This window comes from Duganella sp. sic0402 (assembly GCF_019219065.1).
Classification (GTDB): Bacteria; Pseudomonadota; Gammaproteobacteria; order Burkholderiales; family Burkholderiaceae_D; genus Rugamonas.
Genome location: NZ_JAHUWK010000011.1, coordinates 1 through 24,328, shown reverse-complemented (window position 1 = coordinate 24,328; position 24,328 = coordinate 1). Strand labels below are relative to the sequence as shown.

Below are 24,328 nucleotides of genomic sequence, written 5' to 3'. Positions count from 1 at the left end.
GGGCTTAATACACGTCGCGTCGATAGCGGCCCTCTTCCGCCAACTGATCCAGCCGCGCGCGGCCGATGATGTCGGCCAGCGCCACATCAACCCCGCCAGCCATGCCTTGCAGACTGCCGCAGACGAAGATCACCGCACCATCGTTGATCCATGCACGCAGCTCGCCGGCGCGCTCGCGCATCACGTCCTGCACATAGCCGCCGCCAGTGACATCACGCGAGTACACCAGGTCCAGTTCAGGCAGATAGCCTTTAGCACGCCAACCCTGGATTTCTTCTGCGCAGATGGCGTCATGCTCCTGCTGTCGTTCGCCAAAAATCAACCAGTTGCGCTGCGCGCCTTCCAGCACACGGCCGCGCAGATGCGAGCGCAGACCAGCCAGTCCAGAGCCGTTACCGATATAGATGGCCGGCGCGGGGAATTGATACGCATCAAACGCAGGATTGGCGATCAGGCGCACCCGCACCTCGTCGCCAGGCGCCGCATGGTCAGTCAGCCAGCCGGAGGCCAGGCCCAGGCCTTCCTCGCAGCGCACCTGGCGCACGATCAGCTGCATGCTGCCATCTTGCGGCACCGACGCCAGCGAATAGCGACGCGGTGTCGCATCCACACCGTAATGGCCCGGCCAGATGTCCACCAGTGCGCCCGGACGCCAGCCGGCGCCGATAAGGCCGCTCAGCGTGATCTCGTACAGCGGGAAACCAATGCTGCCGGGATTGAGCAGCACGCGTTTCTCCAGGCGCCAGCTGGCGTAGTCGTCATCACTGGCGGCGGCGCTCAGCGCCACGTCGGCTGAATCAGCCGCGCCATCGCCCATCAAGCCGCGCAGCGCAGCGCCCCAGCGGGCCAGTGCGCCCGCATCGCCGTTGTCCACTTCAATCATCGGATGCAGCGGCTGCGCGCCCATACCGGCCAGGCGCTGGTCCAGCGCATGGCCGAAGCCGCAGAATTCTGCATAGTTACGATCGCCCAGCGCCAGCACGGCGTACTGCACATGCTTGAGCTCTTCCTTGGCCGCGTTCAGCAGGCGCGCGAAGCGGCGCGCGCTGTCGGGCGGTTCGCCTTCGCCAAAGCTGCTGGCGACGAACAGCGCTCGGCGATATTTGCCCAGCTGCGGCGGCGTCAGTTTTTCCAGCGAATGCACATGCACCAGCACGCCGGCTTTTTGCAGCGCGGCCGCGCTTTGCAGCGCCAGACGCTCGGCCTGGCCGGTCTGGCTGGCGTAGGCCATCAATACCGCATCGGCATCAGCGCCCGCTGAGGCAATGCCGCTGGCGCCAGCAGCAAACTGCGCGCGCTCGGCGCGGGCGATACGTTTCTGCTTGCGGCGGTCCAGGTACAGCATCCAGCCGGTGATGCCAAAGCCTGGCAGCGCCAATGCGGCAATGAAGACGATGATCTGGCCGACCACGCCGAAGTAGGTGCCGATGTGCAGCGGGTAGATGGTCGACTGGATGCGTGCGCCGAGCGGCTTGTCGGCGTACAGCTCGTTCTTCACTAACTCGCCGGTCTGCTGGTTGATGGTCATGCTGCTGCGCGCGCGCACATGCGTGGCGTCCTTGGCGACCCACAGAATTTGCAGCGGCGCAGTGGCGCGCTCCGGCGGACGCAGGAAGGCCATTTGCCAGTTCGGCGCGTTCTTCTGGAACGTTTCCCAGCTGGCGCTCAAGTCAGCCGGCTCGGACTTCGGCGGCTTGGCGCCTTTCGGTTTCGGCGCGGCCGCTTCGCGCGGCGGACGCAAGGTGCCCATCCAGCCATCCGCCATATTGCGGATCGGATCAAAAGCCCAGTACACGCCGGACAGCGTGAACATCACAAACACCACCATCACCCAGGTGCCCACCACCGAGTGCAGGCCCCACAGGAAGGAGCGGCCCTTCATGCGGGTGTCGAAGGTCAACCAGGTGCGCCAGTCCCACACGCGGCGCGGCCAGCGCAGATACAGGCCGGTCAAGGTCAGCCCCAGCAGCATGAAGGCCAGCGTGCCGCTGAACATCTTGCCGGTATCGCGCTCCATCAGCAGGAAGCGGTGCATGCGCTCATTCCACTCGAAGAAGCCTTCATACTTCAGCTCCGGCAGCAAGGCGCCGGTGTAGGGATTGAGGTAAACCGTGACGCCACGGCGCTCGCCCGGCGCCGGCGCCAGGCCGATGCGCGCGCTGGAGCCTGGCGTGTCGTACAGGATGATGCTGGTGACGCGCTCGTGCGGCTTGGCCAGCCGCGCCGCTTGTGCAAACTGCTGCGGCGACAGCACCGGCGCATCCTGCACGGCGACGTTGCGCACGCCCGGATTCAGCGCATCGATTATCTGTTCACGAAACGCCAGAATGGCGCCGGTCAGGCCGATCACCATCAGGACCGTGCCGGCCGTAATGCCGACAAACCAATGCAGCTGGAACCAGAGCTTTTTCACAGATCCACCTTCACGCTCAGTTTAATCAGTCGCGGTGCGCCGGAAGCCAGGCGGGTGCCGGCGCCAGCCCAGTACTGCTTGTCGGCCGCATTATCGATATTGGCCTGCCATACGGTGTTCTTGCCCATGATGCTGGTAGCGTAGCGCGCGCCGGCGCTAAACAGCGTCACGCCGCCAAGGAAGGCCTGATTCAGATCGTTGACCGGGCGGCGGCCGGTGTAATACGCACCGCCGTTGAACGACAGGCCGGGCACGCTGTCCAGCGCATAGGCGAGGAAAGTGCTGGCGGTCTGCTTGGACGCGTTTTCCGGCAGCTTGCCGTTGTAGTCCGCATTGATGCGGCGGAATTCCGGATCGAGCAGCTGCGCCGACGACTGCCACGACAGCTGGCGCGTCAGCTTGCCCTGCGCCGAGAGCTCCAGGCCGCGATAGCGCTGCTCGCCATCGGCGGTGAAGATATTGGCGGTGTTGGTGTAATAGCCCGGACGCTTGATGTCGAACAGCGCCGCCTGCAGCAGCGTGCCGCCCGGCACGCGCCAGCGCGCGCCCAGTTCCTTCTGGCGGCTGACGCCTGGCGCCATGCGCGTGCCGACGTTGGCGCTGCCGGTCGGCGCAGTCTCGCCTTCTTCCAGGCCTTGCGACGACGAGGCGTAGAACGACATATCGCTGTTCACCTTGTAGATCAGCGCCGCCATCGGGGTGGTCTTGCTGACATCATAGTGGTTCGTGCCCTGATCGCTGCGGTACTGCACATGGCGCACGCCAGCCACAGCCTGCCAGTTCGGCGAGAAGGTCAGGCGGTCCAGCGCATACACGCCGGAATCGCGCGAGTCCAGCTGCGCGGTGGTGGGCGAGGTCGGACGCGCGCTGACGGTGTAGCTGGTGATCGGCGCCGGGTTGTACAGGTTCTGTGCGGCGATGGTGTAGTTGGTCTGGTAGATCGGATCCTGGCCTTTGTCGGTGCGCGTCGCGCCGAAGGTCAGGTCATGCTGGACCGGGCCGGTCTTGACGGTGCCCGCCAGTTCCGCGCGCAGCATGTCGGAATCGACCACACTGTGTTGCAGGTTGCCGGTGATGCGGCCTGCACCGGTGACCAGCGCCGCCGCATTGGTCAGGCGGAAGATGGCCAGCGAACGGTCGCGCGCGGTTTCGGAGTGGCCGGCTTCCACGGTCAGCGCCCAGTGGTCGCTGAGCGCGTAGTCGGCGCGCAGCAGCACGTTTTTGGTTTCCGCTTCAAAGCGCGCCCAGTCCGGGCCGATCAGCCGTTTCGGGTCCACCGCCGGTGGCAGCGTGATGACGCCGTTGACGGCGGTCGGCAGCTGTATGCCTGCCTGCTCGGTGACGCGGCGCTTGTCGTATTCCAGATCGGCCTTCAGCAGCAGGCGCGAATTGACGCGCCAGTCCAGCGCAGCCGACGCAAACTTGCGGTTGCCGTTACCCACATCGTCCATGAAGGATGCCAGCGTGCCGCCGGCCAGGTTGACGCGTACACCCACCTGCTGCGCTTCGCCGAAGCGGCGCGCCACATCGGCGGTGGCGACTGCGCTGCCATTCTGGTCGACCGTCATGCCGACCGTGCTGACTGGCGTAGCGCCGGCGCGCTTGGTGACGAAGTTGACCACGCCGGCCGGCGAAGTGAAGCCGTAGTACAGCGCGGTTGCGCCCTTCAGCACTTCCACCCGCTCCTTGTCTTCCATCGGCACCTGCGAGAAGTTCATGATCGGCAGCGAGCCGTTCAGGCGGTAGTTGGTGCGGTTCTCGACGGCGATGCCGCGTATGACCAGCTGGTCCCAGGTTTCGCCGCCGTTCTGCTGGCGCGTGACACCGGCGGTATTGCGCACCGCGTCGTACAAGCCGCCGGCCGCCTGCAACTCCAGCACTTCGCGCGTGATGACGTTGACGGTGGACGGCACGTCCATGATGTCGGCGCCACGGAAGCTGCCCGCTTCCACCGTTTTCGGCGCGAAGCCATCCGCCCGCGCAGCGGTCACTTTGACGGCTTGCAGAACTTGATCGTCAGCCTGCTGTGCGTAAGCAGGCAAGTAAGCAGGGAATACAGCGGCGAGCGCGAGATAAACAGGAAGGAGACGCATGGGAAGGCCAATAAGAAGAATGCGAACATTCTATAGATAATGCGAATCATTATCAATTGCGGAGAAGCGCAATCCGGCCAGACTATGCAGAAAACATATAAGCATACGGCGAATGATTCGTTCCATGGAGGTTACTTGCACCGTTATAGTGCGTCCGTCTTTACACCTCTTTACAAATGCATATGAAACAACTGTCTCTGGTCCTGGCCATCGCCGCCGCCTTCCCCACTTTCGCCGCTGCACAAGACGAGCTGCAACGCGTGGTCATCACCGGCTCCAACATCCGCGTCACGCAGAAGGAAGGCGCCAGCGCGGTGCAGGTGATTACCGCCAAAGACCTGGAAGCGACCGGCAAGACCGCCGTCGCCGACGTGCTGCGCGCGATTTCCGCCAACAGCGGCAACAGCTACAACGAACAATTCACCGGCAGCTTCTCGGCCGGCACGGCGGGCCTGTCGCTGCGCGGCCTGGGCCAGAAAAACACGCTGATCCTGGTGAACGGCAAACGCGTCTCCAGCTTCGCCACCGCGCAAAATCTGCAAGAGACCTTTGTCGACCTGAATAGCCTGCCGATGGAGGCTGTGCAGCGCATCGAAGTGCTGAAGGATGGCGCTTCGTCGGTGTACGGTTCGGATGCGGTGGCCGGCGTGGTCAACATCATCCTCTACCAGGAATACACCGGCACTGAACTGAAAGCACAAGTCGGCAGCTCGACCGAAGGCACCGGCCAGACCGAAAAAAGCGTAGCGCTGAAAACCGGCTTCGGCAAACTGGATAGCGACGGCTACAGCGTGGTGTTCTCGGCCGACGCGATGGAACGCGACAAGCTGCAGCAAAGCGATGTGTCGTGGCTGGCCGGCAGCGACTTCCGTGGCTATAAAAACGGCACGCTGGCGTGGGTCCCGACCAACTACTACGGCACCGATCCCACCAAACTGCTGGGTGGTGCGCAAGGGCCGCTGCAACTGCTTCCTTACGGCGACATCACGCCGGGCAAGACCGGCACCGTGCTGGCGTATAACCCGGCGCAGTACAAGACCCTGATTCCGGGCGTAAAGCGCGTGCACACCGCCTTGCGCGGCACCCTGCGCCTCAACCAAGACACCGACGTGTACGCGGACCTGATGTACGGCTACTCCAGCGCGGCGCAAACCTTCAGCGCGCCACTGTCGGTGGGCACCGGCCTGCGTGCTTGGAACAATGCTACCCAGTCGCTGGACAATATCGCTGTCACGCTGCCGGTGGGCCATCCGAACAATCCGGGCACGACGCCGGTGGACATCAACGCCACGTTGTTTGACCTGGGGCCACGCATGAAGGTTGGCCGGGTCGACTTCTATCGCGCGCTGACCGGCGTTAAAGGCACGGCTGCCGGCTGGACCTACGATGCGTCGCTGGGCCGCTCCGGCAGCAAGCTGAAAGAAACCGTCGATAACTTCGTCAACCGCTATGTATTCCAGGATGCGCTGGCCAAGGGCAGCTACAACTTCGCCGACCAGTCGAAAAACAGCGAAGCGATCCGCCAATCGCTGCGCCTGGCCACGCTGCGTCCGGCTGAATCGACACTGACCACGGTCGACTTCTCGGCATCGAAAGATTTGTTCTCGCTGCCGGCCGGCGACGTCGGCTTTGCATTTGGCGCGCAATGGCGCCGCGAGGAGATGGACTCCAACACGTCGACCGCCGTATTGAGCGGCACCGAGCTGCGCCCCGCCATCAACATCATCAAAGGCCAGCGCGATGTAACGGCGGTGTTCGCCGAGTTCAACGTCCCGCTGCGCAAGGAACTGAGCCTGAACCTGGCCGGCCGCGGCGACCATTACGACGACTTCGGCAGCGCCTTCTCGCCGAAGGCCAGCCTGCGCTACGAACCGTATCAATGGCTGCTGCTGCGTGGCACCGCGTCACGCGGCTTCCGCGCACCATCGCTGCCGGAAATCACCAACAGTACCGCCGTCAGCTACGCCAATGTGCTGGACCCGCGCGACCCGATCTCGCCAACACAGGCGCGCGGCATCACCAACATCACGCGCGCCAATCCGGACCTGGGGCCGGAGCGCTCGAACAACGTGGATCTCGGTTTCGTCATCGCGCCGTCGAAGAACAGCAGCATCGGCGTCGACTACTACCGCATCCGCCAGAAAGGCGTGATCGGCACCGAAAGCGCCGACACCATCATCGCCAACGAAGCCACCGCGCCGCAAAACATCGTGCGCGGTGCCGACGGCCGCATCCTGACCTTGTACCGCCAGTACGCCAACCAGGGCGAGCGCCGCGTGTCAGGCGTGGACATCGACCTGCGCCAGCGCTTCGTCGGCAAGGAATGGGGCAACCTCACCATCAACGGCCAGTTGAGCCGCGTGCTGAAATTTGAAGCACCGCTGTCGACCGGCGCGGCGCTGACCAATGGCGCCGGCACCAACTACTTCGGCTCGATCCCGAAATGGCGCGGCGTGACGGCCGCCACCTGGGACATCGGCAACTGGGCCAGCACGCTGACCTGGACCTATGTCGACGGCTACGAGCAAACCACCCGCAAGGGCGACACCGTGGCGCCATTCGCCACCGTCGACCTGAACGTGGCGTGGCAGGTCACGCCAAAAACCTCGCTCGGCCTGACGGTGCTGAACCTGGCCAACACCCGTCCGTCGTGGGATTCGTCGCAATCCTTCTTCGACTACACCCAGGCCGACCCGCGCGGCCGCTTCGCCTCGCTGAAGCTGACGCACAAGTTCTGACCGGGCCGCTGACGTTGCTGCGTCAGCTGGATCACTGATCCAGCACGCGGAAGGTCAAGGTGTAGTTATGCCCGTACATGGGTGCGGCTGCGCCGGCTGGTGCGGCCGCCTGATAGCGAACCAGCGCCAGGTAGATGCCGGATTTCGTCAACGGCAAAGCGATTTTGCCATCGCCGTCGGTGGACAGGTTCTGCACCGTGCTCTGGCTGGCCAGGTCCATCGGCGAGCGGTATACGCTGACCTTCTGGTTCGGCAAAGGCTTGCCGTTGTATTGCACGATGAAGTCGAATTTCTCGTTGACGAACAGGTCGCTCGGATGCGTGACGGCGACGATTTCCAGGCCCTTGCCCACCGGCGCCAGCGCCTTCACCGACGGCTTGCCGGCGGTGACGTAAGCTTCGGAAATCGACAGCGACTGGTAGTGGCTCAGCAATTTGGCATCGGCCGGGATCTCCTGCTTCGGATCACGCGCGGATTCGGTTTTGCCGTTGCGCTCCCAGGTGCGGAACACCGCGCCCAGCCGTGGACCGGTGCTGAGCCGGTAGGTGCCCTTCTCATCGGGCAGTTTTTGTTCGGCCACCGTGCGTTGCTTGAACTGGTGGATATCGCCGAATGGAATGCGCGCGCCTTCCGGCGTGACGATCACAAACGCTGTATCGCCAAACGCGACGTCCGACACAAAGAACTTCTCGGTAAAGCCGGCATCGACGCCGATCATCTCCTTGGGCTGAACATCAAAGCTGTTCGGCATCAGGAATGGCGTATGGGCCTGCGCGGTCAGCGTGCTTAGCACCGTCAGGCATGATGTGGCGATAAGTGTGCGCAGCAGATACGAACGCTTCATGGATTTTTCTCCCTCTATCCTCGATTAAAAAAACTGCCGGCCTTCGCAAAGGCCGGCGGGACAACTTAGAACGCCAGGTTCAATGACAGCGACGCGGTGCGGCCTGGTTCGGTCAGCAGTTCGATATCGCGCCGGTCACGCGCGACAGCAGGTTGCAGGCTGCGCGCGCTGGAATACTCCCAGTAGCGCTTATCGCCAAGGTTGTAGATGCCGGCATCCAGACGCATGTTCTTGTTGATCTGCCAGTAAGCGGTCAGATCGAACGAGGAATAACCCGGCACGCGGAACAGCTGTGTGGTGGAATCGGCCAGTGCCGGTCCCGAGTTATTGTAGGCATCGCGATTGGTCGCCACCGCCTGCTTGTCCGCAACGAAGGTGCCGGTGAGATTCGCACCCCACGCTTTCAGTGGCGCATCGTAGCCAGCGCCAATGATGGCTTTGCGCGGCAACACGGAATCCAGCGCGATCTGCTTGTCGCCGGCGTACCGGGATTTGGCAGTGCCGCGACTCAGACCCATCGCCCAGGTCGAGTAGAAGCCTTTGGCGTCAGGGCTCCATTGCCCGTGCTCCAGCCGTGCGCTGAGTTCGAAGCCGTAAATCCTGGCGTCGTCGCGGTTCTCGGCTTGATAGATGGTGCCGATGTGCGCCGGCACATTCGGGAACAGCGTCGGGAACTGCGCGCGGGTATAGCGTGTGTAGGCGATGAAGTCTTTGTACTTGGTGTAGAACATCGATGTGTTCAAGCTCACGCCCGCAGCAGGCTTGCCTTTGAGGCCGACTTCAACTGCATCGCTGGTTTCTTCTTTCAGGTTTTGGTTGCCGACCAACGCGTACTGATTGCTGACGACGTAGTTGCTGTTCATATTCCACGAGCCGAAAATTTCGCCGGCCGTTGGCGCGCGTCCGCTGCGCTTGTACTGCGCATACGCCAGCATGGTGGGCGTCAGGTCATAGCTCAGGCCCAGACTCGGACTCCAGATGACATTGCTCGGGCTGCCGTAGAGTTTTTCCACATCGGCTGGCGTCAGCGGGGCCGCAGCAAAGTTTTCCAGGTTACGCATCTTGATCTTGACGTAGTCCGCGCGCAGCGCCGGTATCACCACCAGGCGATGACCGCCGACGTCGAAGCTGATGTCATCCTGCACAAACAAGCCCGCACGCTCGGTGGTGGTATCGGGCTGCGGCTTCATGTAGCCGGCCACATTCCAGCGCCGCTCGGCATCCTGCGAGGAAGCGTTGACGCCGTAGCTGATGTAATGCCGGTCCAGACGCTTGTTGGCCACGCTCGACAAACCCCAGGTCCGGGTCTTGTTCTCGGAAACATTGCGCACCTTGGCGTTGCTGGCCAGTGTGGTGGTATCGGTGGTGTCTTCGGTATCGGTGCTCTGGAAATACAGGCGCGTGTCAGCCTGATCGAGCCAGCCGTGATTCGGCGTCCATTGATGCGTCAACTGCAGCGTGTTGCGGCTGGTGTCGCTCTGCTGCTGCGAGTTCTCGGTAATGGCCGTGCTGTTGGTGTCCCAGCCGTAGAAAAAGGTGTCGTTCTTGCGGCGATACAAATCGGCAGACAGTTCCAGCCGGTTGGCGGCATCGATACGCAATCCGCCCTTGAGCAGCAGCGCATCCGAATGCCAGTCGTCAGGCATGCTGTCGACCACATCGCTGTTGTTGCGCGTGGTATGGCCATCGCGGCGCGAATAGCTGACCAGTCCATCCAGGCTGCCGCTCTTGCCTGCCGCCGTCACGCTCTCGTTCCACGAACGGTCGACCGAGTCGTAGCCCAGTTTGCCGCCGAAATAAGCGGTTTTGCCGCCGCGCAGATAGTCGTCCGCAGCCTTGGTCTTGAAACTGACCGCGCCGCCTATGCCACCGGCCGAGCGCCTGGCCGAGGTGGTGCCGGACAGGATATTAATCGAGGAAAACATTTCCGGATCGAGGAAGTCGCGCCCCACGCCAAAGGTATTGGCGCCAACCCGGCTCACGTAAGGGCGGGTCGTGGCGTCCGGCATTTCCACGCCGTCGACATCCATGCCGACGCGATTGCCTTCGATGCCGCGTATGTTATAGCCGGTCGTGCCGGAACGGTCAAAGCTGCTGCGGTTGCGGGTGGTGCCGGCGGACGTGCCCGGCGCGGAAACCAGCGGCTGGCTGCGGATCACATCCTTCATATTATTGGCGCGATCCAGTGCGTCGCCACTGATGGTGGTGCTGGTGCCCGGCTCCGCCTGCTCGGTCACGTCGACCTGCGGCAGTATTTGCGTGATGGGGCCGTTGGCGTTTTCCTGGGCAAAGGCCGATGCCAGGAACATGGTGGAAATTGCGCAGGCCAGTGTAGTGCGGGGGATCGAGCCCCGTATAGCGTATCCAGTCATATCATCTTTTCGTACTTGTTATTGGCTGGATACCTCCTTCATTGTGGTTGTAGGGATTTCTGGCTGGCAAAGCATGATATATCAAATGAGAATCATTTGCATCTGAATTCGCGCTATACCTTGCGGTTGATGGCGCCTGATAGCCCCAGTGAGTCCATCAGGCGCCGCAGCCATGCTTACCAGCGGTAGGTGGCCGACAAGACCGCATTGCGCTTTGCGCCAAACCAGCAGTCACCCCGGCCCAGACAGGTAGCGACATAAGTCTTGTTGCTCAGGTTGTTGATATTGAGCGCCACACGCCAGCTCGGGCTGTCCCACGCGAACAAGGCGTCCACCAGGGTCACGTCCGGCGTGGTTGGTGCGCTGCCGTCACGGAAGGAATTCATGTGGCGCACGCCGCCACCGACCGACAGCCCGGTCACGCCGGCTGCGGCAAAGTTGTACTTCGTCCACAGCGAGGTTTGTTGCGACGGCACGCCGTTCAGCTGCTTGTCGAGATCGATGTAGTTGTACTGGGCAATCAGCTCCAGTCCTTTGACGACCTGACCGCGTGCTTCCAGTTCCACACCTCGGGCTTCGGTCTTACCCAACTGCACCGACAGCACCGGCGTGACCGCGAACAGCTGATTCTTCTCTTTCCAGTGATACGCAGCGGCGTTCAGGGACAAGCTGCTGCCGACCGGCTCGTACTTGACGCCCGCCTCCCATTGCTCGCCGCGCAGCGGCTTGAATACCTGGCCCTGGGCGCTGTTGGCCACCGGCGTGAACGATTCACTGTAGCTGACATACGGCGACACGCCGCTGTCGGACAGATACATCAGCCCTGCGCGCTTGGTAGTGGCGCTCGACTTCTGGGTGTCCGCACCTTCGGTTTCGTTGCGTGCCTTATCGTGGCGCAGACCGACTGTCAGCAGCAGTTTCGACGTCAGGCTGATCTGATCCTGCACGTAGAGGCCGGTCTGCTTCTGGGTATTGGCCGCCAGCAGTGACAGATCATTGAACGTGAAGCCGGTATAGACCGGGTTGTAGACGTCAATCGGGGTCGCCGCAGGATAACCCGCCGAGCCGGTCTGCTTGTAATGCAGATAGTCCACGCCAAGCAGGATTTTGTGCTTCAGCGTGCCAGTGACGAAATTGCCTTCCAGCGTCTGGTCGATACCGAACACCTTGGTCTGCGCCAGCGACGCGGAGGCGTAGCGGTCTACAACGCGCTGGTTGACCGGGTCGGCGTTATAACCGCCCGGCAGCGAGAACGAGTCGGCGTAAATCGAGCGGTAGTCGTTCTTGTTGTACGAATAGCGCGTGTTTTGACGCAATTTCCAGTCGCTGTTCAAGGCTGTCTCAAACGTCCAGCCTATGGTTTTGCGTTTGGTGTTGTAGCGGTCGAAGCCAGGCTCGCCGATAAAGCGGCTGGCCGGGATTTTGCCATTTGGGTTGTTGGTCAACACGCCCGACCATGGGAAGAACTGCGAGGTCGAGCTGGTTTTGTCGTCCTGCCACAGGGCTTGCAGCGTCAGCGTGGTGTCGGCGTTGGGTTTCCACGTCAGCGACGGCGCTACCAGCGCGTGGTCGTCCTGCACATAGTCGACCTGGGTATTGGCGTCGCGCTTGACCGCTACCAGACGGTACAGCCACTTGCCGTCCGCAGTCAGCGGGCCGGTGAAGTCGGCCTGCACCTGCTTGCGCTGGTAGCTGCCATACTGCACACCGATTTCGTTCTGCGCCTCGGCCTGCGGACGCTTGCTGACCATGTTGACCACACCGCCGGTGCCGCCCTGGCCATACAGCATGGCAGCTGCGCCGCGCAGTACCTCGATGCGCTCAAGGGTGTACGGATCGGTGCGGGCGGTACTGGTGTAGTAGCTCATCGACTTGCGCACGCCGTCCAGGTATTCGTCGGGCGAGACGCCGCGCACCAGCATGCCATCGCTGCGTGAGTCGATGCCGTATGCATCCGAACGCACGCCGGCCGCGTAGTTGAGCGCGTCTTGCAGGTTGCCTGCGCCCTGGTCGATGATCTGGTCGCGCGTGACCACCGTGACCGCCTGCGGCGTCTCCGACAGCTTGGTATCGGTCTTGGTGGCGGTAGCGCTACGCTTGGCCAGATAACCGGCGACTGCGCTGGTCGCCGTTTCCCCCTGGCCGGTGACGACCACCTGGGGCAATACGGCGGTGTCGGTATCGGCGGATGCGGCGGCGCCGGTCTGCGCCAGCGCTGGAGCGACGACGCCGACGGTCAGTTCGGCCAGCAATGCCGCCAGTAGCAGGCGGCGCGGTTGAAACGGGGAGTACGACATGGGCGGGCTTCCTATATTGTTAGTGAATCAGCAACTCACGTGAGAATGATTATTGTTCTCATTATTATATAAGTAATCCGCGTAAATAAAGTCGAAAATAGCCTCAAGGGCGTAGCACTGAAAATCCAGTATCCCAAAAGGTGCTAAAGTCGAAAAAAAGCCGGGCCGTGCTTCAACTTACGCGCATGACCCGACAAATAAAGTCGAAAAATGAATGTCAAATCACTTGGCTAGACTAACTGACCGCCGCTTAGAACGTTCACCTCGATAGCGCCCCGTCCAACATCAGCCACTTGACAGGTTTGTCCAGCCCAAGGAATTTCTCGCCTAACTTCGCCGTTCCTTCTTCTGGCTTTTTCAATGTCTTAAGGTACAGATCCTCGTTGGACCTCAGATGTATCTCGCGCAAGCGGTCCAACTCGGTTGTCGTCAGGGAGCATGATCGGCGCCACACCAACGCACGTCGGTCGGCAAGGCCGAGGAATACGTGCCATGCCGCGTAGGCACTGTCCGAATCAGTAGCGCCGAGAAACCTGTCCCACCAGTGTTTCGCCAGGGCTCCCTTGTTGGTCCACTCGAGCACACTGCGCGCGAGAGTTTCTGCTGAGCCCACAGGCAAACCCTCAGGCCACTGCAACTTGTCCACTGTCGGGAATGTGTTGAAGCCCTTGAAGACGATAGCTCGCTTTTTCCTCCAAAGCAGGTCTGAAGCTTCGTCTTCCGCAATCAGCGCATCGAGCCATGCTTGACGGCCGTGCATCTGCGTCGCAATGACCATCTCCAAAATGTCTTGGTCAGTATTGCAGTGTTGAATGGTCGCCAAGTCGGCACGTGCAGCTAGAACCTCTTTAGAATCAGGCGCCCGAAAGGCAATATGGATCAGCTCTTGAATATTGGCTGGTCCATTAAAGCGTACCCTCAAACTTTGGAATAGGGCACGCCAAAGCCGCAGTCCTTCCGCCGGGGCGTGTATGAACAGCACATCGCAAAGGCACAAGTACAATCCCTCCGCAAGCTGAACCCGTCGTTGGAACTCCTTCGATTGAGCATCGGCCCCCTGTAGGAGCGGCTCCCAAGCAGCCGGAGCTGCTTTGTAGGCAACCTCCACGGCCTCGAACTCGAAAGTGTGCAGGTACAGGCTGTGTCCCTGACGACGCATCCTTTCGATAGTCGCCGCCGCGTCCTGAGCAAGCTGCCGTATGCGCTTGCTCACCTCTTCAGGGTCTCGCATCGCTTGTTTGAGGGCCGCCCTCAAGTCTCCCGTTACTCCTTCGGGCTCTCTGACCTGGACGTGAGCCATTTCCGATGGGTTAGGCATGCGGACCGATAGTATGCCCTCCACCTCCTCATCTGATTGTAAAGGGGAGCCCAGGACGGCTACCAGCCGGTGAGTCACGAATTCAAGTTCAGCTTGAACTGAACCCCGGCTCACAGCTGCCTCCAGCCACAGCCAGGGCGCGATGAGGGGCAGCACGTCAGCGAGGTCGAGATGCTTGCTGGCCGCAGCCAACGCCTTGCTGCCGTAGTGAGCTGCCCACGGGTCAGCTGCATCCGCCTTCCAGTTAATTGCAAGCAGTTCTCGCCCAGTAACTTCGGGGGCACATAGACCAAGAGCGATGAAAGCGATACCCCGCACCTCCTGCTTCTCACTCCTAAGATAGGGCAATAGCTTCTGTGCAAGTTCGTCAGCGCTCTTCGTGCCCTGATGCGCCATCACTTGCATGATAATGTAGGCCGTCTTGTCACGAGCTTCCGGCCCGGCTTTTTGAAGAAACGAACGCAGCCCGTTTGCGTCGGCGAGCCGCACCATGTCGACTAGGTCGTTGATGAAGTGGTAGTCGTCGGCCTCTAGCAGCAATTGTAACTGCTCTCCCAGGCCCTTGTGCAACAGCTCTAACTGCAAGCTCCTTGTGTTCGCCAGCTTATTGCGCTCGCCAGCCGAACTGGCGGTTCGGAACAGTGCAAACTTGGCAACGGACTTCTCGTCCGCTACCAAGAGAAGCTCGGATGCGGCAAGTGCTGCCCAGTACTTCTGGTCCTCTCTTCTGTCGGCCAGTGTGTTTAACCATCGATGCGCCATGTCCGCTAGTTGGGCTGGCGCAAAGCGTGCCCCGAGACTCACCAGCCGCTCCAAGTTGTACGCTTCGACCGTTTTTTGTCCGGACGCATTGATCCTAGCGAACGTCTGGAGATGCAGCCCTTTGATGACGGCCTGAAGGAGTTCATCTGGGAGCTTAAAGTCCGGTAGAGCCAAAAAGCGCGATAGTCGGTCCAGCTTCTGCCAGGTATTAAACTCTGTGTCATCGAGCACAGCGCCGACGTGTCTTAACTCTAGATGAAAAAACGACCGGCCGGGCTTGTCCAAGTAGTCCCTCTGATAGTTCCACACTTGGCCGAACGTCTCGTTCACCTCTGCAGCTCGTTCCTCGTACTTCTGCACCCCGGTCAATCGCAATAAGTAGGCTGCTGCTCGATTGCGTAGCCGCGGGTGCACACCCTGCTCAGGCGTACTGATAAGCAGTGTCTCAGCCATCTGAGCGACCTCATCACGTGCGTTTGATGCGTTCTGGCAGGCGGCCAGCAGAACCCACCGTATACCTTCCCAGCTTCGATCGTTGTAGTCAACCCTGACAGCCTCGCGTACCGCCGCCCGGCGAATTACCGGCATGAAGGCACTTAAATCATGGCCCTCTAAGATTCCAGCGATAGCTACGGCAGGATCCCCAGGATGCGAGTAGTCGAGCTTCAGCGCCTCGCCGTGAACAACACACATCGAGGGCTCAGCGATGCTGATTCGCTCAAGCAGGTGGCCGTGGTGTCGCTGGGCATAGTGGTTCGGGTCGCCCAGCTTATCTTTGTTCGGCAGAGTGACCCAGCTAGCCCAGACCAGCATGCGGCTACGGATAATCTCCCAGTCGTTCGTCCTTGAGCGTGGAAGTCGGCGCAGACTCTGGGTGGCGTAGTGGAATGCGGATGACTGGGAGCTTAGCGCCGACCGCTCGATTACCGTTAACATTGAGCGTGGGAAGGCCTCTCCGAACGCGAATGCGTCTTTCTCGAAATCGACCATTGGGTTCTGCCCGTTCATCCAAAGCACAAGCAGCACATCTGTGATAGAACTTGCATCAGGCGTCGCGGTCGCTGATAGGATTGCGAGCGCCGCTTTCAAGACATCCGCCGCTAGGTCGATGGCCGCAACAGGCTCTAGCCACTCAAGAACCTTGGTCTGCACACCTTCAAAGGTGTCTGCAGCCCCTGAGATACTGTCCAACAACGCGATCCCCAGCCCTAGAACCGTAGGTTCCTCCTTCAGAACGAGCTTTTGATTCCCAGTGATAGATGATTCTCTTTCGAAAAGCCGGCCGTCAACGACGTCGCTAAGCCGCCTAGCGACATCTTCTCGGGACACACTAGCAATGTTCAGGCTCTTCGCGACGTCCGCGATGCTGGTGGTGAACTGACTCGCCTTCGTCATCAGCAGGAGTTCTCTGTACTCGTTCGCCCTGCCGGCGAGCCATTGAACCCAATCTCCGTCAGTAAGAGCCCCTTGCTGCCGGATTTGATGAACATCCTTTCCGTACTCGAACAGCAGCCGTAGGACGGACGCATCTGAGCGCATTGCGTCTTTGTCTTTGAGGCGCATGACCAATGGAAAAAGCCTGGGCGTGGAGGCCAAGCTTAGCAGACCAGGCGGTAGATCAGAACTGCTGACGCCGTGCAAGCGAAGCAGCTCCTCGAGCTCGCTTGGTGAATATCCGCCAACACGCACCTGTGCAGGACGTGCGACAAGCTCCCTGAACTGGCGCATGTTCTCTTCGAAGTAGTGTCTTCTTGAGGTGCACAGCAGCCTCACCTTGCCAGCAAGCGAGTCCCCTTGAAGAGTTTGCGCGAGCGCCAGCCAAGGAGTAAAGGGTTGCTGATTGAGTCCGTCAACCAAGAGCAGGAATGAGGCACCGTCCGTCACCGGGCGCTCCAGCATCCTATCGACCCTCAACCGCCAGTATTCAAGACTCTGGTGCGAGTTGGTAATGCGCCGAAGACTGCAAGCAATCAGATCCCGAACACCTGTGTCGGAGAAGTCCTGGTTGCTGACAAACGCGCTGGCTGGGAAAGGCAGCACAATTGGCAGCGTGACTAGGTTCTGATTGACCCAGTCGAGCGCAACCCAAGTCTTGCCCATCCCCTCCAGCCCAGTCACGGCTACCGGCGACCTAATGTCCGAGGGGGCTAGCCACCAGTTCGAAAGCTCTAGCAGGATGTCCTTGCGCTTGAGGAGGTGGACGCCTGCTTTACCTCCGGCAGCATCTTGGTTCAGGGTGGCCTTTGCCTGAGCGCTATTTGCCCACACACACTGCAGGTACGCCACAGTTTTCTTGCGTAGATTCTCGAAACCGATGTTCCACATCTCGAGGTTGGTGCGCAGGTCGTCGACAGCTGAACCAACGTGAGCCGCCAGTCCTCTGGCGGCATCAGCAGCCGCCTTATTAACGTGGGTCTCAACGACGTCTGGCCACTGCGCACACAGAGCTGCCAAGGCGTTGATGCCAGCACCAGTGGCAGGTGCCGTCCAGTCGATGACGATCATCGGGAATCCGCGTCTATCCGCTTCATCGCGAGCAAGTCTGCGTTCGGTCTCGCTGACAGCCTTGGTAGCAACCAGAATCCAAACTTCTAGATGAGGGTTCGCATGGCTTGCCTCAACGATTTCACCAGCAAGCATTCGTGGAGACAGTCGAGTGCTCTGCTTGTAGCGCTTAGACTCCACTCGGATTTCGCGACGTCTCAACCCTGTGGTGCCAGCATCACCACCAAACTGAGATCCTGTCTTGGCGACGTAGACGCCGATATCATCAAGAAGCTTGCTTAGCAAGTTCGCCGCAAGATACTCCACATCTCCATCGTCGACGTTCTCAAGCTCCGTCCGGAGTTTACTTAGAAGCGTCGTTTTCCCCGAACTCACGCTACCTGTTACCATCTTGTCTTCTCCCTATGACTACAGCAATTTTTTTGTCTGCGCATCAGAGCCAGCATTGAGTACTACTTATCGCAAAAGCATGCAGGTAATATGGTCACGCAAAACGTTAGAGCTCCACACGGTAATCCCCGGTTACCCAGATTAAAAATAAACGATCTTTTCACCATAGTTTGAGTCTATGCCCCATGTAACTACGCTTGGCAGCGTCCCCCCACTCATTGGAGAGAAGGCCAGTCAGAGCAGGGCAATTCCGTGAACAAGCAGTTGAGGCACTTACTCAATTGCCACGAACTCACCTTCCGAAAACCACTCACTGTTCTTGATCCTTTCCAAGGCTGCTGCTGGATCCGAAGACCAGAGCACCAAGGCAAGCGACTCCTGAGCCCTGCTGCAAGTAACATACAAAAGCCTTAAAGTCCGGTCGATGCTTGTTTCTTTTCCTTTGTCCATATTGTCGCGATCTGACTTGCTAAGCTCGGCACCGCCAAAGATCTTATCGTAGGAGATCTGATGGCCGCCGGCTAGCTTATCGTCCATCACCACCATGACGTGAGAAAACTCCGAGCCTTTGACCACTTGGTGAGTGGCCATGGAAGAATCTCCTGCCAGATAGGTACGATACTTCTGGAGCTGACTCCAAGGGGCCGCGAACAGTGCACACCAGCCGCGCCGCATGCGGTCCGTTTTGGACTCCTCTTCACCCCGGCCTGGCGGTGGCGGTGGTGCAGATTTATCTGAGAATGCTTCTGAAAGGCGAGGATGTGCGTCGAACAAGTTTGCGCTCAACGCAGGAGTTAGAACCTGTTCCACAGTCGCCTCCGGATCAATACTGGCAGCAGCGAACGCATTGATAGCAGTTAGCATTTCGGCGGCGCGATTTTCTCGGTTGCCCTCGCTTTCAGACAAGCTATCGAGGCGACCAAAACGGCGAAACACTTCAGTGGCACAAAATTGGTCCAAGACGCCTTCTGCATTAATGCAGGCCTCCAACTGGGCGAGCTCATTCAATAGCATCTGTACTGCACTAGGTCCTTTGTTTTCACCGCTCCCACTGGGCGCTGCCGAATTGGGATCGATAAGGGCCATGGCACTGTATGCGTCGAGGAATTCCCCCCTTGTGGCTACAAGCTTATGCTCAAGGGCGAGTAATTGATACATGTCAGTCTCCCATTCGACCGCCCCCGTTGCTTGTCTCATCTGATCCGCGCACCATTGTTCGCCGGTGACTTTTTTCTCGACTGTGCGATTTGTATCACCGACGAATATCCGAACAACTCCGCCAGTCTTTTCTGTTCTTGCATGTTGTTCGACGCCATTCGCAGGCTGGGTTCGACCTTCAAGCTTCGCTTCCCATATCCGGTTAATAAGCTTGACGATCCGAAGTTGACTGCGGTGGTTCATTTGCAGTTCGGGCGTCGCCCAGTTCCCAGGCACACGACTTGGAAGATCTGCGTGTCCGTCTGTGTAGATCCGTTGTCGATGATCGCCAAGCAATCCAAGTGTGAGGCCACTTCCTCGCGGTTCAGCCAAACCCATTAGTGCATCTAGCATTCCCTTCATTGTGTCTTGCGATTCGTCGATAAGAATGATCGGGTAAAGATCTTTTAATATGGCCCGTAACGTAGCCCTGTGAGTCAGAAGCCAGGCAGTGGCATCCAACACGTGTTTATGGGCAAGTGCGCCGGCGCCATATGTATCGCGATCAGGATGATAAAGGAACACCTCCGTCTGCGCGAACGCTGCGATGTCATCTCTTATTTCATCCAGGTCCCTTTGTTTCGCGGGAGTGATTCCCCTGGGCTTGGCTAATGCTTCGGCAGTTTCTTTTTCAAGCTGAGCTTGCTTGACGGAGATTAGGGCATCTCGGATGTCATCGTTGAATCCACTGATAAGCTCCCAACAGAACGCATGTATAGTAGACACGCAGACCAGATGATTGTCTCCAAGGCGTCCATTGATAACCGCGACAGCGTTTTTTGTGTATGTCACCACACGTATCGAACGTCCATATATCCGCATACGTCGGGCCAGCTCTCCGCCTTTCTCGTGCTGAACAACGCCTGTCATGCGACGAAGTACCTCAACTAACGTACGCGTTTTACCAGAGCCAGCACCAGCGAAAAGAAAGTAGCTGCGCGGTGGAGATTCTGTGAGGTAACCGCAAATCTCTTCGACAACGCCAGCGTCGCGCTCGTTACCCGAGTGAACTGGGACGGTGCTCATGCTGTCCCCTCTTTGCCGGGATCCAGTTCTTTCTGTAGCCAAGTCAAGGCATCTGAAATGTATTTCGGACAGGCTACGAGTTCGTTGGCTGAGAGCTTTTCGAACATGCTTGCGGCAAACTCGCCTTTGTTGAGAGAGCTATGCATTACCGCGTGTAGGGCGGTGACTACTTCAGCGATACCATTTGCGTCAGCCACAGCCCTTGCAACAGAACCAAGCGCACCCGTCGGCGGGTCTATTTCGATGCCTTGCGCATCGACCTTTTCGTCCATGAGTCCCTTGAACCAGGCTACGTTTGTCAGGACAAGTGAGTCTTCAAAAGAGCTAGGCCATTTCTCTCCAGCTTCAGTAACCGGTAACTGCCAAGCGAAACGCACCGAGCATTCTGCAGTTTCGCTCCAAACTAACTCGGCATCTGTGGGATTTTTAAAGTCGTCAAGTTTCTGTAACTTCGGATGCCAGCCGCGTAGTGTCGGATTCCCGCATTGAAGATTGAGTTGGCCAGTGTTAGCGACTGCAACTAGCTTTTTAGTTGGATCACCGTTCTTCTTAGGTTTGCCTTCTTGTTCCTCGCAAGGATCAATATCGGTGATGATCACAGTCGGGATGCGTAGTTTCTCCACAAGTGGCCTGAGTCGGTGCGCATGGCTCCCACCTATATCGAGAAAAGACACATACCGGCTATTGAGCTCCTTGAAATCGCGCTCTATAAATAGCGGGACGAGCATGCGCTCAGCGACGCCTTCAACGAAGATGGCTGCATTGGCGAAGAGTAAGTCAGTATGCTGGACGCGGAAGTATCGCTCAGCAAACTGGCGCGTTTGTTTGTCATCTCCAAAAACCTGCCCAAGATTGACAATCTCAGTACTGGGCATTGCGCTCTGTGCATTTTTCGCGACACGCCTGACATAACGCAGACGGTCAAAGTCCTCTGCGTGCGCGAGATGGCTGGAGTGGGTGCTAATGAGAAGCTGGCTTTGGAGAGCTGAAGCATCAGCCTCGGTAGGGCTAATGAGTTTGTGCGCTTTATCCGGGAAAATACGCTGCACCTGAACATGTAGATGAGCCTCAGGCTCTTCAATCATAACCAGATGAACAGGAGCTGGTGATCCTTTTTCTGGATTGAGTCGAGCTGCTCTAAATGAGACTAACTGGTAACTCAGTGATTGGAGGTTTTGATATCCAAGGCCTATGGAATGCTCAGGCAGGAGTTCTTCGAGGGATTCCTTCTGCATGCTGTACTGAACTGCGGTTCCATGATCAAGCAAGTCAGCTGTTTGTATCCGTGTTCGGAATCGAATTTCCTGTGGGTCATGGAGGCCGGGATAACCAAGCTCTTTAACCTGTTCAACGGAATCTGCGAGAGCTTCGTGGATCTTCTTGTCTAGGTCTCTTTGCGCTTCTGCTACAGCTTTTATAAGATCGGCTCGATGGCCATGGCCCGTACTGGCGACATTCAAGTGCTGACGTGCGAATTTGAGCAATTGGTTGGAAAACAGACCAACTCGATGAGGGCCGCTGGCTGATCTTGATTCAGCCTCCTCGCTACCCAACCCGCGTTGGGCAGCAACAAAATCGACGCGGATAATGTTAGTGAGATATTTTTTTTCAATCGGAACTGCATTCTCAGCCAGAGCCTGGGTCGAGTACGTGCTAAATGCCGTAACTGGGTTGTTTTCAGTATTAAGTTTATAAGCACGGACTTGCCCAAGTTTGGCCGGCTCGCGTAGCCAAAAGTCCAAGAGATCAATCGGCCAAGCGAGCGAGTCTGCTTCCATCCCCTTGATGGGCTCTCGTGCGGTTCGATATTTCCAGGCAAGCTGCTTGAGGTCTTCAATGGTCGATGCTGGCTCCAGACGTAGCCGGATTCCGACGGCGCCGCCATCCCAGGTGAATTTGGACAAGAACGGCGCGACGTAATGGTACATTCCGGATTCCGCGTTAAACCAAAGATCTAGCGTCGGCATTGTCGACAGGAGCTCGTGAAGCTGTTGCTTCCAATTTTCATCGCTTCCGGTAACCGTCAGAGGGTCTTCTGTCAGCAACTCCCACTTCTTTCCGAGAGCACGTAGGGTAGGCCATTTGGATAAGCTGATGTCAAATGCACCAAAAGGTGAACCGTCAGCGAGAAAGTGGCGTAGTGCCGCGAGTATGGAGGTTTTACCACTATTGTTGGCGCCGACCAAAATGGTCGTTTTTTTATCAACCTCCAGCTGGACCTTGCCGAGACGTCGGAATTGGCATAGCTCCAAGAATCGAAGGGTAACACCGCCAGGGATAGGGTTTGGAGGAACTTGGTCAGCCACTAGCGGCACCTTTCAATTAAGTTAGTGTGCGTCCGCGTAGCAGTTGCGTCGAGACGCCCAGAGTTTATTGGAATATGTTATCACTTTTGATAGTAAAATTTCCATCATTCATGTAAATTTAGTGGGACTGCGAGAGTGGATACCGTCGTCAGTGCGTCGATATCGTCCTATCGGGAATGACTATGAAGAAGAGGGCGGTGTGGAGACGTGCGTGCATCTAATCTTCCATCGGGACTTACGGGAACGACTGAACGCGAATCTATTTGGCAGGCTTACAAGCCTACACAGTATCGTTAATTGAGAGGAAAGTAGATGTCATCTAATGACGAGAGTATAGGGACGAGTCCTAAACCATCAGCTGATGAGGGCCAAGCCACTTGGCATTCCCGAGTTTTAGTCGACAACCCGGCTGCGCTTATGGTTGCACTACGTGCGGCGGGGCTTCCGCTTGCTAACAATATCGATATCATCGAAGAAGAAAGCAGTCAAAGTAGCCTTGTTTGTGTTGCCGAGATTGACGAGGACCGCATCTTGGCAATCGTGGCATGTCCATCGGGTCAAGTGTATCGATTTGAGCCAACGGTTTTCGAACAATCGTTTTGGTCGTTCGCTGCCCGAAACTATTATTGGGTTACCGGTTCGATGCTTGATCGTGAGCAAGTGAGTAAGCTCACAGATGTCCCGGTAAAAAGTATAAAGGGGCGGACGCTTACCCGCGGTAAATCACTGCGCAGCAAATTATCATTGGACTCGATGCTTGCTGAGCTTGGATATTCAGCCTCAAAAGAACAAAATGGACTGTTTGAGTAGGCAAGTAGGCAACCTTGTCGCAGAGAATGAGCGTTGACGAATAGGGTGCGGGAGGGGTAAGTGGACAAAGAAGCATGGGGCGTGGTGCAATCCCTAATATCAGCCTGCACAGGCCTCGTAGGTGTCTGGTTTGGCGGATACTTGACGAATCAGCGTGAGAAGAGGCGGCAAGCTGAACAACGTCAGCTGGCCGCTACGTATCTTGCCGCACTCGTGCTGGCACACCTGGATCGCTTTGTTGAGGGTTGCGTAGACGTTGCGCACGACGACGGCACAAGCGAAGGCCAGCCGAGAAGTAAGGGGACTATATGACCGGTGTTATCCGCTGCGCACCAGAAGATTTGATGCAGAGCCTGAGAGATGCTAATGCGACGCAGCCAGGAAAGTGTTTTGAGAACTGCATAATTGCCGTCTTGGGCCTTCGCCGCTCTCGGAAACTGCAATACGTGTTGGGATTTGTAACTCCGCCTGGTTATGGCTCGGTAGTTCACGCTTGGCTAATGCAGGAAACGCCGGGCGCTCTCATATTTTTCGACCCCACACTTCAAGCATCGTCCCCGCTATGGATCGAACGGAAGGACGAGTTCATCTATGACCAACGATATTCTTTCAGCGATGAGCAGCTGTTAGAATGGTTCAGGTCGAGTTACCCAGATCGGGAATTCACAACCTTAGGAATTCCTAACGGGCGCATTCGAGGCCCCATAATTAATCTATCCGGTGAGCTGGAATAGCGATTTTTGCCACGCAGTCTGACAAACGCGCAGCTGTTGAAGTCGAGCAATTCGTAAAGATCAACAAGAGCGATGCGAACGACGCGGTTGCGTTCATCGAAGCGGTGAGCCAAACGGTAAACAGCAGCCCCCTAGCATCCTCTCTGGTTGCATAAATCATGCGCTTGATGCGCTCGCGCTTTATAAACTGGAAGAAGCTTTCAGCTATTGCCCGTGGCATCTCTTGTATTTGGTTCCACTGCCACAGGGGCAGGGATCGTTTCGGCCAGGCTTCTTAATCCCTACCTGTCGAGCTAATAGTTTGGGAGGCTCAAGCTTCACGACACGCTCTGGGGAGGACATGCGTGCAGCATCTTCGAAAACATGTTCATTCTCCTTAGTCCTTTCCGTGGGAATAGTGTAGTGGTCAACCCATCCCGGACACTACGTTAAGTTTTTCTTCGGTGACGGCCGGCGCCAATCCTTCATTGAACTGATGTGGCCGTATCCAGTTATACCGGTGCATCAGATAGTGGCTGATGTC

11 protein-coding genes are annotated in these 24,328 nt (G+C 58.2%); 2 read left to right on the top strand and 9 right to left on the bottom strand.

The features are described 5' to 3' along the window. Positions 1-4: 4 nt before the first annotated feature. Together KW842_RS22080 and KW842_RS22075 are read right to left on the bottom strand one after the other, a co-directional pair. On the bottom strand, positions 5-2,413 hold the full coding sequence (locus KW842_RS22080; RefSeq protein WP_218306289.1) for a sulfite reductase flavoprotein subunit alpha: 2,409 nt from the start codon (positions 2,411-2,413) through the stop codon (positions 5-7). After that, entirely contained in the window at positions 2,410-4,506 is a 2,097-nt protein-coding gene (locus tag KW842_RS22075) for a TonB-dependent siderophore receptor (protein WP_218306288.1), read from the bottom strand. The genes KW842_RS22080 and KW842_RS22075 overlap by 4 nt, the downstream gene beginning before the upstream one ends. A 182-nt stretch (positions 4,507-4,688) precedes the next feature. On the opposite strand from KW842_RS22075, the gene KW842_RS22070 reads away from it, so the two are divergent. After that, on the top strand, positions 4,689-7,244 hold the full coding sequence (locus tag KW842_RS22070; protein ID WP_229223847.1) for a TonB-dependent receptor: 2,556 nt from the start codon (positions 4,689-4,691) through the stop codon (positions 7,242-7,244). A gap of 31 nt (positions 7,245-7,275) precedes the next feature. Here KW842_RS22070 and KW842_RS22065 read toward each other — a convergent pair whose 3' ends face one another. From KW842_RS22065 to KW842_RS22040, 6 genes are all read right to left on the bottom strand, one after another. Then, positions 7,276-8,088 (bottom strand): DUF4198 domain-containing protein, encoded by an 813-nt coding sequence (locus KW842_RS22065; RefSeq protein ID WP_218306286.1) that lies wholly within the window; start codon positions 8,086-8,088, stop codon positions 7,276-7,278. A 65-nt stretch (positions 8,089-8,153) separates the two neighbouring features. Then, on the bottom strand, positions 8,154-10,460 hold the full coding sequence (locus KW842_RS22060) for a TonB-dependent hemoglobin/transferrin/lactoferrin family receptor (RefSeq protein ID WP_218306285.1): 2,307 nt from the start codon (positions 10,458-10,460) through the stop codon (positions 8,154-8,156). A 176-nt stretch (positions 10,461-10,636) separates the two neighbouring features. Beyond that, positions 10,637-12,757 carry a TonB-dependent siderophore receptor gene (locus tag KW842_RS22055; protein ID WP_229223846.1) on the bottom strand — a complete coding sequence of 707 codons (2,121 nt, stop codon included), beginning with the start codon at positions 12,755-12,757 and terminating at the stop codon, positions 10,637-10,639. A gap of 259 nt (positions 12,758-13,016) precedes the next feature. Continuing rightward, positions 13,017-17,732 (bottom strand): hypothetical protein, encoded by a 4,716-nt coding sequence (locus KW842_RS22050; RefSeq protein WP_218306284.1) that lies wholly within the window; start codon positions 17,730-17,732, stop codon positions 13,017-13,019. A 273-nt stretch (positions 17,733-18,005) separates the two neighbouring features. Beyond that, positions 18,006-19,955, bottom strand: coding sequence for a UvrD-helicase domain-containing protein (locus tag KW842_RS22045; RefSeq protein ID WP_218306283.1), 1,950 nt, complete (start codon positions 19,953-19,955; stop codon positions 18,006-18,008). Then, a complete protein-coding gene (locus tag KW842_RS22040) occupies positions 19,952-22,261 on the bottom strand; it encodes an AAA family ATPase (RefSeq protein ID WP_218306282.1) in 2,310 nt (769 codons plus the stop codon). Before KW842_RS22040 ends, KW842_RS22045 begins: the two co-directional genes overlap by 4 nt. Positions 22,262-22,573: 312 nt before the next feature. Here KW842_RS22040 and KW842_RS22035 point away from each other — a divergent pair, with 312 nt between their 5' ends. Further along, positions 22,574-23,071 (top strand): hypothetical protein, encoded by a 498-nt coding sequence (locus KW842_RS22035; protein WP_218306281.1) that lies wholly within the window; start codon positions 22,574-22,576, stop codon positions 23,069-23,071. A gap of 938 nt (positions 23,072-24,009) precedes the next feature. Here the strand turns inward: KW842_RS22035 and KW842_RS22030 are convergent. Then, positions 24,010-24,147 carry an SEC-C metal-binding domain-containing protein gene (locus KW842_RS22030; RefSeq protein WP_218306280.1) on the bottom strand — a complete coding sequence of 46 codons (138 nt, stop codon included), beginning with the start codon at positions 24,145-24,147 and terminating at the stop codon, positions 24,010-24,012. Positions 24,148-24,328: the final 181 nt, after the last annotated feature.